9 protein-coding genes are annotated in these 16,614 nt (G+C 74.3%); 4 read left to right on the top strand and 5 right to left on the bottom strand.

Going from position 1 to position 16,614, the window contains the following annotated elements:
- Positions 1-39: 39 nt before the first annotated feature.
- From ACIBFB_RS12710 to ACIBFB_RS12690, 5 genes are read right to left on the bottom strand one after another with little or no spacing between them, the layout of a single operon-like run.
- On the bottom strand, positions 40-930 hold the full coding sequence (locus ACIBFB_RS12710; RefSeq protein ID WP_397229416.1) for a PhzF family phenazine biosynthesis protein: 891 nt from the start codon (positions 928-930) through the stop codon (positions 40-42).
- A complete protein-coding gene (locus ACIBFB_RS12705) occupies positions 927-1,820 on the bottom strand; it encodes an LLM class flavin-dependent oxidoreductase (RefSeq protein ID WP_397229414.1) in 894 nt (297 codons plus the stop codon). Before ACIBFB_RS12705 ends, ACIBFB_RS12710 begins: the two co-directional genes overlap by 4 nt.
- Before the next feature lie 5 nt (positions 1,821-1,825).
- Complete coding sequence (locus tag ACIBFB_RS12700) at positions 1,826-2,875, bottom strand: hypothetical protein (RefSeq protein WP_397229412.1); 1,050 nt, start codon at positions 2,873-2,875, stop codon at positions 1,826-1,828.
- On the bottom strand, positions 2,872-3,342 hold the full coding sequence (locus ACIBFB_RS12695; RefSeq protein WP_397229410.1) for a VOC family protein: 471 nt from the start codon (positions 3,340-3,342) through the stop codon (positions 2,872-2,874). Before ACIBFB_RS12695 ends, ACIBFB_RS12700 begins: the two co-directional genes overlap by 4 nt.
- A gap of 48 nt (positions 3,343-3,390) precedes the next feature.
- The gene (locus tag ACIBFB_RS12690) at positions 3,391-4,389 is read right to left on the bottom strand and encodes a class I SAM-dependent methyltransferase (RefSeq protein ID WP_397229408.1); all 999 of its coding nucleotides are present in this window, start codon (positions 4,387-4,389) and stop codon (positions 3,391-3,393) included.
- A gap of 494 nt (positions 4,390-4,883) precedes the next feature.
- On the opposite strand from ACIBFB_RS12690, the gene ACIBFB_RS12685 reads away from it, so the two are divergent.
- From ACIBFB_RS12685 to ACIBFB_RS12670, 4 genes are read left to right on the top strand one after another with little or no spacing between them, the layout of a single operon-like run.
- Positions 4,884-6,020 carry a serine/threonine protein kinase gene (locus ACIBFB_RS12685; RefSeq protein ID WP_397229406.1) on the top strand — a complete coding sequence of 379 codons (1,137 nt, stop codon included), beginning with the start codon at positions 4,884-4,886 and terminating at the stop codon, positions 6,018-6,020.
- A gap of 23 nt (positions 6,021-6,043) precedes the next feature.
- Positions 6,044-6,271 carry an MbtH family protein gene (locus tag ACIBFB_RS12680; protein WP_397229404.1) on the top strand — a complete coding sequence of 76 codons (228 nt, stop codon included), beginning with the start codon at positions 6,044-6,046 and terminating at the stop codon, positions 6,269-6,271.
- 13 nt (positions 6,272-6,284) lie between these two features.
- Positions 6,285-12,707 carry an amino acid adenylation domain-containing protein gene (locus ACIBFB_RS12675; protein WP_397229402.1) on the top strand — a complete coding sequence of 2,141 codons (6,423 nt, stop codon included), beginning with the start codon at positions 6,285-6,287 and terminating at the stop codon, positions 12,705-12,707.
- Positions 12,704-16,609: an amino acid adenylation domain-containing protein gene (locus ACIBFB_RS12670; RefSeq protein ID WP_397229400.1), complete on the top strand. Its 3,906-nt coding sequence runs from the start codon at positions 12,704-12,706 to the stop codon at positions 16,607-16,609. Before ACIBFB_RS12675 ends, ACIBFB_RS12670 begins: the two co-directional genes overlap by 4 nt.
- Positions 16,610-16,614 lie beyond the last annotated feature (5 nt).

The following is a 16,614-nucleotide window of genomic DNA, read 5'->3' as shown; positions in this document are numbered from 1 at the left end:
CTTCCGCGCCCGGAGCGCCGGGTGCGGCTCGCGGGGTGTCTAGGTGGCCCGGAGGGGCTGTCCGTCGGCCGGTTCGACGGGGACGACGGCGCGGCCGAGCGCGACGGGGACGACGTCCCCGGTCACCCCGCCGTGCGCGACCTCTCCGCCCTCGACGGACACCGTGCACTCCAGGCGGGCGGGTCGGCCGACCTCCTCCCCCTGGCGGACGGTGTAGGCGTGTGTCCCGTCCGAGCCGGGCAGCCACCCGGTGCGTACCAACCACACGCCCAGCCCCATGGCCACGGGCGCGCAGGCCGGGTCCTCCGGTAGGTCGAATCCGGGGGCGAACAGGCGGGTGTGCGCGCACCGCCGATCGGAGTCCCAGGCGACGAGGCAGAGGGCGGGGAGTCCCGCGGCGGCGAGTGCGGCGCGGTCGAGCCGGGCCCCGGCGACCGCGTCCGCGCGTACGGGGAGGAAGGCGAACCCACCGCCGTACCCCGCCGACCCCGGCTCGGCGTCGGCGAGGTCGTGCTCGGAGAGCCCGGCCGCGGCGAGAAGCGGTCCCGGGGCCAGCGGCGATCCGGGGAGCGCGCCGCGCCCGAGGAGTTCCGCACGCCCGTCGGCCACGACCAGTTCCTGCCGACCCGCGCCGCACTCCTGCACCGTCCGGCCGGGCGGCAGCACACCGAGCCGCGCCAGGGTGGCCGCGGTCCCGACGGCGGAGTGGCCTCCGTGCGCAGACTCGCGCAGCGGCGTGAACACGCGGACCCGGTAGGCGGCCTCCGGGACGGTCGGCGGGAGGACGAACGCGGTCTCGGCGGTGTTGACCTCCGCCGCGATCGCCCGCATCGCCGCCCCCGACAGCCCCTGCGCCTCCGGGACCACGCAGAGCGGGCTCCCCGCGTAGGGACGTTCGGCGAACATGTCGACGACCTCGTACCCGATCACGCGCCGCCTCCCGGGGTGAGGACGCCGGCGGCGATGTCCTCCAGTACGTCGAGTCGGCCCTGGTAGGGGAAGCCGTCCCTCGGCCAGTGCGTCACCAGGTCGGTGAAACCGAGGTCGCCGAACATCCCCGCGGCCTCCCGGTAGGACTCCACCGACGAGGTCACCCCCCGGATCACCGCGCCGACCACGACCAGGCGGCGCAGGCTCGCGGGATCCCGTCCGACCGCGGCGCAGGCCTCCTCCACCGCCGCCACGTGCTCGCGCAGGACGGGCAGCGCCCCGTCGTACCGCAGCGGCTCGGCCCATCCCGGCGGACCGGCGGTCACCCAGACGTCGGCGTACCGGGCGGCCAGGCGCATGCCCCTCGGGCCGGTCGCGGCGACGGCGAAGGGGACGCGCGGGGACTGGACGCACCCGGGTCGCATGACCGCGCCGCGCGCGGTGAAGTACCGGCCCTCGTGGTCGGTCTCGCCCTGGCGGAGCAGGGCGTCGGTGAGGACGACGAACTCGGCGAACCGGTCGGCCCGTTCGGAGGGCGACAGGGAGGGCGCGCCCAGTACGTCGTCGTCGTATCCGGGGGCTCCCGCGCCCATGCCGCAGACGAGGCGGCCGCCGGACACGTCGTCCAGCGTCATGAGGTCCTTGGCGAAGGCCACGGGGTGGCGGAAGCTCGGGCTGGCCACCATGGTGCCCAGGGTGATGCGCGAGGTCGCTGTGGCGGCCGCCGTCAGGGTCGGGACGGTGCCGAACCACGGTTCGTCGCGCAACCAGCGCCACGAGAGGTGGTCGTAGGTCCACGCGTGGTCGAAACCCAGCGCCTCGGCGTGCGCCCACAGTCGCCGGGCCCGCGACCAGCGGTGTTCGGGCAACAGGATGACTCCGTGCCGCACGGCCCTCACCCTCCTTCCGGAACGTTCGGGATGTCCGGGCCGCCTGGACCGCCCAGGCTGTGAGGGTCGGGAGAGGCGTGGGCGGCGCACGGAACGGTCGGGGCGCCGCCCGGTTCCGGGACGAGCCCGGCGGCCAGCCCCGCGACCCCCACGAGCGTGGCGGTGAGTTCCCGCTCGCACGCGAGGACCTCCGGCCGCGCCAGTTCCTCCGGCGACTCCTCGGCGCTGTGCGCCGCGCCCGGGTACAGGCCGTTCGTGGCCACGTCGATCGCGATCGCCTTCACGCGCCGCAGCAGCTGCGCCACGACGCGGTCGGGCGTGACAGGGGCGCGCAGGGTAAGGAAGTAGCAGTCGAAGATCGCGCCCCACATGCGCGGCTGGTGCGTGTCGGGCGTGTCGATCGAGTGCTGGAGCAGCGAGCGGCCGTCGACGACGAGCTTGGAGGACACTCCCAGGTGGATCAGATTGCTCAGCCGCACCTCGCGTTCCAGAGCGCCGATCTCCGCGCCGTGCACCGGCGGGGTCCTGCGGCCGCGGAACAGGCTGCGCACCGCCGGGTAGTCCGGGGCCCAGGTTCCGCTGAAGGTGCTGTGCAGGCGGTACATGCTGGGACGGATGACCGCGTTGTAGACCTGCCGCGTGGAGGACCCGGTGTAGAGGAGCATCCCGCAGTAGGCCCGGACGTACTGGGTGATCGCCCTGGCCAGCTCACGCTGGTCGTCGCCGTCCGGGGAGCCCGGGGAGACGCGGGCGAGGGCGTCGGCGAGCAGACGCCACAGCGCGAACGAGACGTGGTGGCCGATCATCCACCGGAACCAGAAGAGGCGTTCGAGGTCGTCGCCGGCCGGTGCGGTGGGCTCGAACCCGGCCTCGTGCTGGACCGACAGGGAGCGGTGGGCGTCGAGCACGTCCTCCGGGAGGGATCCGGGTTCGGGGGTGACGGTCGCTCCGGGGTGCGGGAGCGTCATCGGCTCCAGCCCGAAGGGGTAGTCGCTGAAGTCCCAGCCGTGCGGTCCGGGCGGTGCGAGGGCGGCCTCGGCGGACCGCGCGCTCACCGCGGACCCTCCGGGACGTGGGAGAACTCGAACTCCAGCCCGTTGACGTCGAGGCAGTAGAAGCTCTCCACGAGGTCGTCGTCGACCACGATCCCGGTCGGCTCCTCCGATCCCAGGAACGTGTGGCGCCCCGAATCGCGGACCTCGAACCACCGGGTCCGCCACGCGCGCAGTTCCTCGGAGGAGGGGACCGCCATGCACACGTGTTGGAACTGCGGCGCGCTCCGGCGCGCGTCGGGCGCCTCCGGTCCGCCGCGTTCGAACAGGTGGAACCGGGTTCCCGACACGGTGACCTCGGCCATTCTCGTGATTCCGGGAAGGCGGTCGCGCGTCAGGTCGGAGAAACGGTCGGTCGACCAGGTGGGGCGGCACCCGAGAAAGTCCTGGTACCAGGAAATGCAGTTGTCCAGGTCGAATGTCTGGAGGGCGATGTGGTGCAAGTGTGGCGCGGGGGGCTGGGTGGGCATTTTTCACCTCGCGGTCCGGTCGTCGTCGGTGGGGTATTACGTCGCCGGTCAGAGCCGTTCCAGCTCGAATATCACCTCGCCGACCGCGATGTCGATGGAGTGTTTTCGCAGGAGACGCCACCCTCCCTCCTCGAACACCGATTCCCAGTCGCCCGCGGTGGGGATGAAGGTGCCCATGATGTCGTGGCCGCATTCGAAGGCCAGTGCGAACGCGGGCAGGTCCCGGTCGGCGACCCCGACTGTCCGTGTGGCGTCGCCCAGCAGGAATCGGCGGGCGTCGGGAAACAGCGCGCGGAGTCGGCGCAGGGTGTCCACGCAGCGGTCGCGCGGCCAGAAGTCGTGGCCCATCATGAAGCAGGTGAGCAGGTCGACGCCGGCCAGTTCGGGGCGCGCCTCCATCGTCCGGACGTCCGCCTCCAGCAGGGTGACGCGGTCGGCGAGGCCGGCCGCGGCCGCCGCCTCCTGGGCGACGTCCAGCGCGGGGCGGGCGATGTCGACGCCCACCGCACGGGCGCCGGGTCGGCGTTCCAGGAGCTTGATGAGCCGGTCACCGCTGCCGCAGCCCAGGTCGGCGACGGCCGAGACGGCGAAGTCGAGCCCGTCGACGGCCTCCCAGAACCACGGGTCGTAGCAGAACGCGCTGATCTCGCGGCAGGCGCGGGCGATCGCGGCGCTGTCGCGCCGGTGGAAGTCGCCCACGCGGTTCTCCTCGCGCAACAGCTCCGGCATCCGGCGGAAGAGTTCGGCGCTGCCGCGGGTGAGCCAGTGGAAGAAGGACCTGGTTCGCAGGGTCTCGGCGAAGTGCGGGCCCGGAACCACCTTGGCGTCCTCGCGGTGGACGATGTCGACGGAGGCCAGCGCCCGGAAGAGACCGAGGGTCGCCGGGACGTCCAGGCGGTGGTCGGCGGCGAACTCGTGCACGTCCAGGGAGCCCCGCTGGTCGAGCTGGTCCAGGGCGCCGAGTTCCCAGGCGGCGCTGACCGCCGAGGCCGCCACGGCCGAGTTGTAGATGTACGCAACAGTATTCCCGGGGTCTCCGGTGGTCATACCGCGCACTCCTGGTGTTGTGGATGCCCGCTGAATTTATGGGCTTACGGAAAGTGACTGAATTCTTGGATGCGGGTGTGCTGATTGGCCCCGAGTCCGAAATATCGCCACCTGCGCTCCGACGTGCTGTTTTGCGTTCGCCGCGCGGGGCGAGCAATCTCTGACCGCATGGGGGATGACCGCTGTGTGGGGGTTGGGGAATGGGCGACTGCTCTGCCGATAATGCCCAAACGGCACCGAGTTTCAAAGGTGATCTACGTCACATTGGGCTGATATTGACATGGGCTCGGCGGGTGAGAACGATCGGGAATCGTTTGGTCGGGCACTATTGGTCTGATGGGAATTCCAGTGGTGGTGTCGGGATAACGGGTGCTCCCGTGTCGGTCTTTTCCGGTTTTCACCTGGCATTATGTCCCGGGTGTTATGGATGGACCCGTCCGTGCCGCCGCTGGCAGGCGATATTCACGGCGATCTCCGTAAGCGAGGAATGCGATATGCATCGGACCGGGCCCGACCAGGGCGGACACGGATCGGCCGGGCGGATCGAGCGCGCGCCGAGCCCCGTGCGCTCCCACACCGAGTGGGATCCGCTGGAGGAGGTGGTCGTCGGCGTCGTCGACGGAGCTGCCTTCCCGCCCTGGCACGAGGCCATGGCGCCCGTGCTCCCGGAACAGCACCACACGACCTTCCGCCGCCGGGCCGGGCGTCCGTTCCCGCCGGAGCTGGTCCGGGCGGCGGCCGACGAGCTGGAGGAGTTCGTCCGCGTGCTGGAGGGCGAGGGGGTCAAGGTCCGCCGTCCCGAACCGATTCCGCAGCGCCGGCCCTACACCACCCTCGACTGGTCCAGCACCGGCATGTACGCGGCGATGCCGCGCGACGCGCTGCTCGTCGTCGGCGAGGAGATCATCGAGTGCCCGATGGCCTGGCGCTCCCGGTACTACGAGTCCCTCGCCTACCGCCCCCTGCTCAAGGAGTACTTCCACGGCGGCGCGCGGTGGAGCGCGGGACCCAAACCGGAGCTCACCGACGAGCAGTACGACCTCGACCACGCCGACGCGCACGGGTCGGCGGGCGGCCGGGTCCGCACCGCGGTCACGGAGTTCGAGCCGACCTTCGACGCCGCCGACTTCGCCCGCTTCGGACGCGACATCGTCGCCCAGCGGAGCCACGTCACCAACGCGTTCGGCATCGAGTGGCTGCGCCGCCACCTGGGCGACGCCTACCGGATCCACGTGCTGGAGTTCGACGACCCCCACCCGATGCACATCGACGCCACCATCGCGCCCCTGGCGCCGGGCAAGCTCCTGGTCAACCCCGAACGCGTGCGCAGGGTCCCCGACCTCTTCCGCGGCTGGGACGTGCTCCGCGCGCCCACGCCGGTGATCCCGGACGGGCACCCGCTCTACATGACGAGCAAGTGGATCAACATGAACATCCTCATGCTCGACGAACAGAGGGTGGTCGTCGAGCGCCAGGACGAGCCCGTGATCGAGGCGATGAAGCGGTGGGGCTTCACGCCGATCCCGTGCGACTTCCGCAACTTCAACAGCTTCGGCGGCTCGTTCCACTGCGCCACGCTCGACGTCCGGCGCAGGGGCGAGCTGGAGTCGTACCTCGACGGAGACCGATGACGGCGGAGAGGAGGTGAGGATCCATGGACAACCCGTTCGACGCCGAGGACGGACGGTTCCTCGTGCTGCGCAACGACGAGAACCAGCACTCGCTGTGGCCGTCGTTCGCGGAGGTGCCCGACGGATGGCGGGTCGTGTTCGGGGAGGACGCCCGGGACGCGTGCCTGGCCTACGTCGAGGAGCACTGGACCGACATGCGGCCGCAGAGTCTCGTCCGCTCGGCGCGGGAATCCGCGAACGACACCGTGTGACCGGGGGTGTGACATGCCAGACCGTCGCTTCGAACGTATCGACCTGATGGCGGGACAGCGCGGTTTGTGGTACGCGCACGAACTCGACCCGACCAGCACGATCCTCAACGTGGCCGAGTACCTGGACATCCGCGGCCCCGTCGACGTCCCGCTCCTGGAGGAGGCGCTCCGGCGCACCCTCCGGGAGGCCCAGACCGTTCGGCTGCGGCTGGGCGAGGAGGACGGGACCCTGGTCCAGCGGCTCGACGCCTCCGTCGACCACCCGCTCCTCTTCCGCGACCTGACCGCCGCGACCGATCCGCACGGGACGGCCCTGGCGTGGATGCGCTCCGACATCGCCCGACCGCGCGACCTGGAGGCGGGTCCCCAGGCGGCCTTCGCGCTGTTCCGGATCGCCCCGAACCGCCACTACTGGTACCAGGGCTACCACCACATCCACAACGACGGTCTGGGCTTCGCCCTGGTCGCCGGGCGGCTCGCCCGGGTCTACGACGCCCTGGCCGCGGGGTCGACCGATGCCGGAGAGCCCCTCGAACCGGTCGGCACGCTGGTCGACGGCCACGCCGCCTACCGGGGGTCGCCCGAGCACGAGGAGGACCGGCGGTACTGGCTCGACGCCCTCGCCGACCGTCCCAGACCCGTGAGCCTGAGCACCCGGCCGCCGCGGGGACCGGCGAGGACCGTTCGGCGGCGCCTGCGGGACGTGGACTCCAGCCGTTCCGCGCGGCTGAGGGCGGCGGCCGAGGGGCTCGGCGCCAACCTGGCGCGGCTGACGGTCGCCGCGGCGGGCCTGGCGGTGGGCCGGGCCACCGGCGAGGAGGACGTGGTCCTCGGCTTCGCGGTCCCGGGGCGGGGCCGCGGCGCGGAGACGAGGGCTCCGGGCATGATGTCCAACATCGTGCCGGTGCGCCTGCGCACACGACCGGACATGTCCGTCGGCGAGCTGGTGGAGCACGCCTCGGCGCGGGTCCGCGCGGCGGTCAGGCACCAGCGCTACCGGTACGAGGACCTGCGGCGCGAGCTCGGCGTGCTCCCCGGCGAGGCGCTGTGGTCCGTGTCGGTGAACATCCTGCGGCTCGACTACCCCGCGACCCTGGGCGGGTGGCCGGTGACCGCGCACAACCTGGCCGCGGGGCCCTTCGAGGACGTCGCCGTCGCGCTGTGGGACACCGCCCCGGACGGGAGCCTGGAGCTCATGGTCGACGCCGACCCCGAGCTCTACGGCGAGGCCGCCCACGACGGGGTCGCGGACCTCGTGGAACGGGCTCTGGAGTGGGTGTCGACCGTCGGTCCGCGCACCCCGATCGGCCGCGCCGACCTCCTCGCCGAGTCCGACACCCGGCGCGTCATGGAGACGTGGGGCGGCGTCGCGGGGCGGAGCGGCGGCCCCCGCGGCGTGCGGGGCTCCGACGCGCCCCCCGCCCCGACCACCCTGCCCGCCCTGCTCGCCGAGCGCGCGGCCCTCCACCCGGACGCCACGGCGCTCGTCCACGGCGACACGAGCCTGACCCACGCCGGACTCGACGCGCGCGTGGAGCGGTTGGCACGGGCCCTGGCCGCTCGGGGCGCGGGTCCGGAGCGTCGCGTGGCGTTGCTGGCGCCGCGGTCGGCGGACGCGGTCGTCGCGATGCTCGCGGTGTTCCGCGCGGGGGCGGCCTGCCTCCCGCTCGACCCGGGCCACCCCGACGAGCGGATCGCGTTCATGCTCGCCGACGCACGGCCCGTCCTCGCGGTGACGGTGGCGGACCTCGCCGACCGCGTCGCCGCCATGGCGCCCGGCACGCCGGTGTTCGCGCTGGACGGCCCGGAGGCGGAGGCCGGGCCGGCCGCGGCGACCCCGCAGGACGTCGCGCCCCACCACCCCGCCTACGTGATCTACACGTCGGGCTCCACCGGCCGTCCCAAGGGCGTGGTCGTCGAGCACCGGGCGATCGCCGGGTTCGCGCGCGGCGCGGCGCCCGCCTACGGCCTGCGCCCCGACGACCGCGTCCTGGCCGCGACCACCTTCGCCTTCGACGCCTGCCTGCTCGAACTCCTCGTCACCCTCGCCGCCGGGGCCGCGGTGGTCCTCGCCGACGACGAGGAGCGCGTCGACGCCGACCTGCTCCAGGACCTGCTCGCGCGTCGACGGGTCACCGTCGCCCACATGCCCCCTGCCGTCACCTACGCGCTCCGCCCGGAGGAACTGCCGGACCTGCGCCTGGCCACCACGGGCGGAGACACCCTCGCCGCCGACGTGGTCGACCGGTGGGCGGTGGGAGGCCGCGAGTTCTGGAACGGCTACGGACCGACCGAGGCCACCGTCGAGGTCACGCGCGCCCGGTGTGCTCCGGGAGCCGGGGCGGTGGACCCGCCGATCGGCCGACCCGTGACCGGGGCCCGCGCCTACGTGCTGGACCGGGCCCTGCGCCCGCTCCCGGCCGGCGCCGTCGGCGAACTGTACGTCGCGGGACCCGGTCTGGCGCGCGGGTACCTGGGACGGCCGGGCCTGACGGCGGAGCGGTTCACGGCCGACCCGTTCGGCCCGCCCGGGGAGCGGATGTACCGCACCGGCGACCTCGTGCGCTGGTCGGCGGCGGGCCAGTTGGAGTTCGTCGGCCGGACCGACGACCAGGTCCAGGTGCGGGGCTTCCGCGTCGAGCCGGGCGAGGTCCGCGCCGCCCTGGCCCGGTGCGCGGGCGTGGACCACGCGGCCGTCGCGGTCAGGGAGGACGCCACGGGCGAGCCCGGCCTGGTCGGCTACGTCGTCCCCGAACCGGGAGCGGACGTCGACCCCGCCGGGGTGCGCGCCGCCGTGTCCGCGCTCCTGCCCGCCCCCATGGTCCCCGGCGCGGTCGTGGTGCTCGACGCGCTGCCGCTGACCGGCAGCGGCAAGGTCGACCAGCGCGCCCTTCCGGCGCCCGACCCGGCGGCCACGACCCGGACCCGGGAGCCCGCCACCCCCGAGGAGGCCGCCCTGTGCGCGCTCTTCGCCGAGGTGCTCGGGCTGGACCGGGTCGGCGCGGAGGACTCCTTCTTCGCGCTCGGCGGCCACTCCCTGACGGCGACGCGGCTGGTCAGCCGGATCCGGACGGAGCTGGGCCGCGAGATCGGCATCCGGACGGTCTACGACGCGCCCACGGCGGCACGGCTCGCCGAGCGCCTCGGATCGAGCGGCCGGGCGCGCACCGGCCTGGCCCCGGAGCGCCGCCCCGAGCGGATCCCCCTGTCCTTCGCGCAGTCGCGCCTGTGGTTCCTGGGGAAGCTGGAGGGGCCGAGCGCCACCTACAACCACCCCATGGCCCTGCGCCTGTCCGGGCCACTGGACGTGTCGGCGCTGACGGCCGCGGTGCGCGACCTGGTCACGCGGCACGAGTCGCTGCGCACCGTCTTCCCCGAGGCCGACGGCCAGCCCCACCAGCGGATCCTCGACCCCGGCGCCCCCGGTACCGAGGTGCGGACGGTGCCCCTGGACCGCGCCCGGCTGGACGCCGAGCTGGACCGGGCCGCGCGGGAGCCCTTCGACCTGTCCGCCGACCCGCCGCTGCGGGCACGCCTGTTCGTCCTCGGCCCCGACGACCACGTCCTCCTGCTGGTGCTGCACCACATCGCCGGCGACGGCTGGTCGGTCCGGCCGCTCCTCGACGACCTGTCCTCGGCCTACGCCGCCCGGCGCGACGGGCACGCCCCCGCATGGGAGCCGCTGCCGGTCCAGTACGCCGACCACGCCCTGTGGCAGCGGCGGGTGCTGGGCGACCGCGACGACCCCGACAGCCCCCTGGCCGGTCATCTGGCGTACTGGCGCTCGGCCCTGGCCGACCTCCCGCAGGAGACCCCCCTGCCCGCCGACCGCCCGCGTCCGGCGGTGGCCTCCCACCGCGGCGGTTCCGTCCCCCTGGTGATCCCGCCCCGCCTGCGCCGCGGACTGGACGGGCTGGCCGAGGCGCACGGCGCGAGCACGTTCATGGTCCTGCTCGCGGCCGTGTCGGTCCTGCTGTCCCGGCTCGGCGCGGGCGAGGACGTCCCCGTCGGCTCGCCGGTCGCCGGACGCACCGACGACGCCGCGGACGACCTCGTCGGGTTCTTCGCCAACATGCTCGTCCTGCGCGCCGACCTGACCGGCGACCCCACCTTCGCCGAGGTCCTGGACCGGGTGCGGGAGACCTGCCTGGACGCCTACGCCCACCAGGAGGCGCCCTTCGAGGCGCTCGTGGAGGACCTGCTGCCCGAGCGGTCGCTGGCCCGGCACCCCCTGTTCCAGGTGGTGCTGGCGATGCGCGGCGGCCGTGCCGGAACACTGGACCTGCCCGGTGTGGAGGCGCGGGCCGAGGCCGTCGAGACCGGGGCGGTCCCGTTCGACCTGGCCTTCGAACTCGACAACGAGACCCGGGAGGCCGGGGCGGACACCGCGATCCAGGGCACCGTCCAGTTCGGGGCGGACCTGTTCGACCGCCACACCGCGGTCGCGCTGGTCGACCGGCTGCTCCTGCTGCTGGAGGCGGTCGTGGCCGACCCCGGGCGACGGGTGGGGGAGATCGGCCTGTGGCTCCCCGGCGAGCGCGAACGCGTGCTGGAGCGCTGGAACGACACCTCCCGGAGCGTCCCCGACACCACGCTGCCCGGACTGCTCCAGGCCCGGGCCGCCGAGGACCCGAAGCGCACCGCGGTCTCCGCGCCCGGGGGCCGCCTGACCTTCGGGGAGTTCAACTCCCGCGCCAACCGGCTGGCCAGGCTGCTGGCCGCGCGCGGCGTCGGCCCCGAGAGCGTGGTCGCCGTGGCCGCGCCGAGGTCGGCCGACCTCCCGGTCGCGGTGTGGGCGGTCCTCAAGGCGGGAGCCGCGTACATGCCCCTCGACCCGGAGTACCCCGCCGAGCGGACCGCGTTCCTGCTCGACGACGTGCGCCCGGCGGTTCTGCTCGCGACGGCCGAGACGGCGACCGGTCTCCCCGAGGGCGTACCCCGCGTCCTGCTCGACGACGCGGCGACCGCGGCCGACCTCGCGGCGCGGTCGGACGCCGACCTCACCGACGACGACCGCACCGCCCCACTGCGCCCCCAGACCCCCGTCTACGTCATCCACACCTCCGGATCGACCGGTACCCCCAAGGGCGTGGTGATGACCTCCGGCGCGTTCGTCAACCTCGTCCTCGCCCACACCGCGTGGATCAACGACGGGAAGTCGGGTTCGCCGCACGGCGCGGTCGCGCAGTTCTCCGCGTTCAGCTTCGACGTCTCGGCGTGGGAGATCATCGAGACCCTGGCCGCGGGCAAGCGGCTGGCCGTCCCCGACGCCGACGTCCGCCGCGACGCGGAGCGGCTGGCGCGGTGGATCGACGAGGAGGGCGTCGAGGAGATCTGCACGCCCAACGTCATGCTGGAGGGCATCTGCGAGGCCGCCCTCGCCCAGGGACTGACCCTGCCGACGCTGGGCGACCTCAGCCAGGGCGGCGAGGTCCTCAAGCTCACCCCGCGCGTGCGCGAGTTCCTGGCCGCGGTCCCGGGGCGACGGCTGCACAACCTCTACGGCCCGACCGAGACCCACCTGGTCACCGCGTTCACCCTCCCCTCCGACCTGAGGCGCTGGCACTCCCCGACCGCTCCGGTGGGCGGGCCGATCCCCAACACCCGCATGTACGTCCTCGACGCGCGCCTGCGCCCGCTGCCGCCCGGGGTGACGGGTGAGCTGTACATCGCGGGGGCGGCGCTGGCACGCGGGTACTGGGCACGGCCGGGGCTGACCGCGCGGCGGTTCGTCGCCGACCCGTTCGACGGGCCGGGCGAGCGGATGTACCGGACCGGCGACCTCGTGCGGTGGACCGCGCACGGGGCGCTGGACTTCGTCGGCCGCGTCGACGACCAGGTCAAGATCCGCGGCTTCCGGGTCGAACCCGGGGAGGTCGAGGCCGTCCTGGGCCGCCACGCGGACGTGGCGCGCGTGGCCGTGGTCGTGCGCACCGACCGGACCGGGGCCAAGCGGCTGGTCGCCTACGCGGTGCCCGAGCCCGGCGCCCGCGCGGACGGCGCCGCGCTGCGCGCCTTCGTCGCCGCGGCGCTCCCGGAGTTCATGGTGCCGAGCGCGGTGGTGTTCCTGGAGTCCTTCCCGCTCACGGTCAGCGGGAAGGTGCACCGGCGGATGCTCCCCGAACCCGACCTGTCCCAGACCGTCTCGTCGCGGGAGCCGCGCACCGAACGGGAGAAGGTCCTGTGCGCCCTGTTCGCCGAGGTGCTGGGCCTGGAGCGGGTGGGGGTGGACGACTCGTTCTTCGAGCTGGGCGGACACTCGCTGCTCGCCACCCGCCTGGTGAGCGGCGCCCGGGCGGCCCTGGGAGTCGACCTGGAGGTCCGGACGGTGTTCGAGGCGCCCACCGCCGAGGCCCTCGCGGCACGGCTGGCCGAGAGCCGTCCCACACGGAGACCGGCGTTGCGGCGAATGCCGCGTGAGGGGAGGCGGCCGTGATCCCGCTGTCGTTCGCCCAGTCCCGGATCTGGTTCCTCGACCGGGTGGACGGCGGGGCGCGCTACCGGATCCCGATGGCCTACCGGCTCTCGGGCGACCTGGACACCTCCGCGCTGCGGTCGGCGCTGGCGGACGTCGTCGAGCGGCACGAGAGCCTGCGCACGGTCTTCCCCGAGACCGACGGGACGCCGCACCAGGTCGTGCTGGACCCTCCGGACGGCCGGACCCTGCTGACCGAGGCGGCGACCGACCGGGCGGGGCTGGGGGAGCGGCTGGGAGAGGCGTCGCGGCACGTCTTCGACCTCGCCGCGGAACCGCCCGTGCACGCCTGGCTGTTCGACCTCGGCGGCGGCGCGTCCGTCCTGCTCGTGCTGCTGCACCACATCGCGGCGGACGGATGGTCGCGCGGGCCGCTGCTGCGCGATCTGGCCGCCGCGTACACCGCCAGGCTCGACGGCCGGGCGCCCGACTGGGAGCCGCTGCCCGTGCAGTACGTCGACTACACGCTCTGGCAGGAGGAACTGCTCGGCGACGACCGCGACCCCGACAGCCTCGGCCGCGAGCAGCTGGAGTACTGGCGCGGCGCGCTGAAGGGACTCCCGGACCACCTCGACCTGCCCGCCGACCGTCCCAGACCCGCGGTGGCCTCGCACCGGGGAGGACTCGCGGCGGTGGCCATCCCGCCGACCCTGCACCGGGACCTGAGGGACCTGGCACGCCAGGAGGGGGCGAGCCTGTACATGGTGCTCCAGGCGGGGCTCGCCGCGCTGCTGACCCGGATGGGCGCGGGAACCGACATCCCGATCGGATCGGCGGCGGCGGGCCGCACCGACGAGGCGCTGAACGACCTCGTGGGCATGTTCGTCAACACGCTGGTCCTGCGCACCGACACCGGTGGGGACCCGACCTTCCGGGAGCTGCTCGCCCGGGTGCGGGAGACGGACCTGACCGCCTACGCCCACCAGGACCTGCCCTTCGACCGGCTGGTCGAGGTCCTGCGCCCGGCGCGGTCGGCGTCGTGGAACCCGCTGTTCCAGGTGATGCTGGCGGTGGAGGAGGGGCTGGGGGAAGAGCTGCGACTGCCGGGCGTGCGCGCCGCCGAGGAGCGGCTCGAGTACCGCAGCGCCAAGGTCGACCTCGGATTCCAGCTGGTCGAGCTGCCCGAGACGGCCTCCGGGGAGGCCGCGGGGCTGGAGGGCGAGCTGGAGTACGCGTGCGACCTGTTCGACGCCGACACCGCCGAGCGGCTCGTCCGGCGGTGGACCGGGCTGCTGGCGAGCGTGGCCGCCGATCCGGACCAGCCGATCGGCGCGGTCGACGTGCTCACCCCCGACGAACGCGTGTGGCTGGCGGAGGAGACGCACCCCGTCGCGCGGACCGGGGACGGGACAGCGCTCGTCCGGCTCTTCGAGGAACGTGCGGCGCGCACCCCGGAGGCGCCCGCGGTGGCGTGCGGCGCGGTCGAGCTCGACTACCGGAGCCTGAACGCGCGGGCCAACCGGCTGGCCCGGGGGCTGGTGCGGCGCGGGATCGGACCGGAGGGGGTCGTCGCGCTCCTGCTCCCCCGCTCCGCGGACACCGTCGTGGCGACGCTGGCGGTGCTCAAGGCCGGAGCGGCCTACCTTCCGATCGACCCGCACCTCCCGGACGAGCGCGTCGGCCTCATGCTGGCGGACGCCCGTCCGGCACTCGTGGTCACGACCGGGGAGCTCGCCGGGCGGATCGCGGAGGACGGCTCCCCCCGCCTGGTCCTGGACGGCTGGACGACCGGGGAGGGCCGATCGCTCCCCGGACACGACCTGGCCGACGCCGAGCTCGCGTCGGCGCCCCGGCGCGCGCACCCCGCCTACGTGATCTACACGTCCGGCTCCACCGGCCGTCCCAAGGCGGTCGTGGTGGAGCGCGGCGCGATGGCCGACTACGTGCGGTGGGGCCGGGACGCGTACCCCGGCACGGACGGGTCGAGCGCGGTGGTCCTGTCCTTCTCCTTCGACGCGTCGGTGCCGTCGTTGTACCCCACCCTGGTCGGCGGAGGGTGCGTCCGGATCGCGGACCTGACCGGGCCCGAGGCGACGGAGGGGCCGCGGCCGACGATGATGTGCGGCACCCCCGGCCATCTGGAGCTGCTCGCGGAGCTGCCGGACACGGCGTCGCCGAGCCGGACCCTCCTCCTCGGCGGGGAGGCCCTCACCGGGTCCGCCCTGGCCGGTTGGCGGGAGCGCTTTCCGGACGCCGTGGTGCACAACTGCTACGGCCCCACCGAGGCGACCGTGACCTGCACGGAGTACCGGTTGGCCCCGGGGGACCCGACGCCTTCGGGGGCGGTGCCGATCGGGCGGCCGGTCACGGGCGTGCGTGTGCGGGTGCTGGACGACCGCCTCCGTCCCGTGCCGCCGGGGGTGGTCGGCGAGCTGTACGTGACCGGACGTCTGGCGAGGGGCTACCTGCGACGGCCGGGCTCGACCGCCGCGCGCTTCGTCGCCGATCCGTACGGGGCGCCGGGAACGCGGATGTACCGGACGGGCGACCTGGTCCGGTGGCGGACCGGAGGCGACCTGGAGTTCGCGGGCCGCGTCGACGACCAGGTCAAGGTGCGGGGACACCGGATCGAGCTGGGGGAGGTGGAGGCGGCGCTGCGGGCGTGCGAGGGCGTCGCACGCGCGGCCGCGGTGGTCCGCGAGCCGGTGCCCGGAGACCGGCGGATCGTCGGGTACGTGGTTCCGGCGGACGCGGACGCGGACGCCGAAGCCGTGCGCGACGCGCTGGCCGGACGGCTGCCCGCGCCCATGGTGCCCTCGGCCGTGGTCGCCGTGGAGCGGCTGCCGTACACGGCGCACGGGAAACTGGACCGGGACGCCCTGCCGGAGCCGGAGGACGAGGCGGCGGACACGGGGACGTGGGGGCCGCGGACCCCCGAGGAGACCGCGCTGTGCCAGGTGTTCGCCGAGGTGCTGGGTCGCGAGCGGGTCGGGGTCGACGACGGGTTCTTCGAACTGGGCGGGCACTCCCTCCTGGTGCCGAAGCTGATCGCGCGGGCCAGGGACGCCCTCGGGCTGGAGATCCCGGTGCGACGGCTGTTCAGTCAGCCGACGGTGGCGGGTCTGCTGGGCGAGCGGTCCTCCGGCGAGGAACTGCTGGGGCCCCTGGTGCGCCTGCGCGAGGGCGGAGGACGGCCGCTGTGGTGCGTGCACCCGGGCGGCGGACTGGGGTGGAGCTACGCCGGACTGCTGCCGTACGTGCCGAGGGAGCACCCGGTGTACGCGCTCCAGTCACGGGGGCTGGACGGTTCGGGTGAGCTGCCGGGCGGGTTCGCCGAGGTGGTCGAGGACTACTGCGCGCGGATCACGCACACGCAGCCGAGGGGGCCGTACCTGCTGCTGGGATGGTCGTTCGGCGGCACGGCGGCGCACGCGATCGCGACGCGGCTGCGGCGGGGCGGCCACGAGGTCGGCCTGCTCGCGGTGGTGGACGCCTGGCCCGCCGACGCAGGGCACGGGGCGGCGTCGGAGGGTCCGGCGGGGACGCACGGCACCGGGTGGGCGGAGGCGGTCTCCGGACCGGAGGGCGTCCGCGCCGTGGCGTTCGAGGGCGGCGCGGCCCTGGAAGGCATGGGGGCTGAGGCCGAGGCGGCGCTGCTGCGCGTGACCCGGAACAACGTCCGACTGCTGGCGGAGGCCGGGAGCGCCGGGGCCCCGGAGGTCTTCGACGGTTCCGTGCTGCTCTTCGAGTCCACCACGGGCGAGCTGGGCGGCGACGCCGCGCGGCGGTGGGCCCCGTACATCGCGGGGAAGGTGCACGCGGTCCCCGTCGACGACGAGCACCTGCACATGCTGCGCCCGAGGGCGCTCGGGGTCATCGGGCCCGTGCTGGCCGAGGCCCTGCGCGGCGGGCCGGGCCGGTGATCTCC

Origin of the sequence: Nocardiopsis sp. NPDC050513, from assembly GCF_044457925.1 — a bacterium.
In the GTDB taxonomy this organism is placed as follows: Bacteria; Actinomycetota; Actinomycetes; order Streptosporangiales; family Streptosporangiaceae; genus Nocardiopsis.
The sequence above is the reverse complement of the archived record's forward strand: the minus strand, read 5'-3'. Positions and strand labels throughout refer to the sequence as shown.

Coding starts and splice junctions, on each gene's coding strand:
- ACIBFB_RS12695 (WP_397229410.1), bottom strand. CDS start 3,342: ATGCCCACCCAGCCCCCCGCGCCACACTTGCACCACATCGCCCTCCAG.
- ACIBFB_RS12690 (WP_397229408.1), bottom strand. CDS start 4,389: ATGACCACCGGAGACCCCGGGAATACTGTTGCGTACATCTACAACTCG.
- ACIBFB_RS12685 (WP_397229406.1), top strand. CDS start 4,884: ATGCATCGGACCGGGCCCGACCAGGGCGGACACGGATCGGCCGGGCGG.
- ACIBFB_RS12680 (WP_397229404.1), top strand. CDS start 6,044: ATGGACAACCCGTTCGACGCCGAGGACGGACGGTTCCTCGTGCTGCGC.
- ACIBFB_RS12675 (WP_397229402.1), top strand. CDS start 6,285: ATGCCAGACCGTCGCTTCGAACGTATCGACCTGATGGCGGGACAGCGC.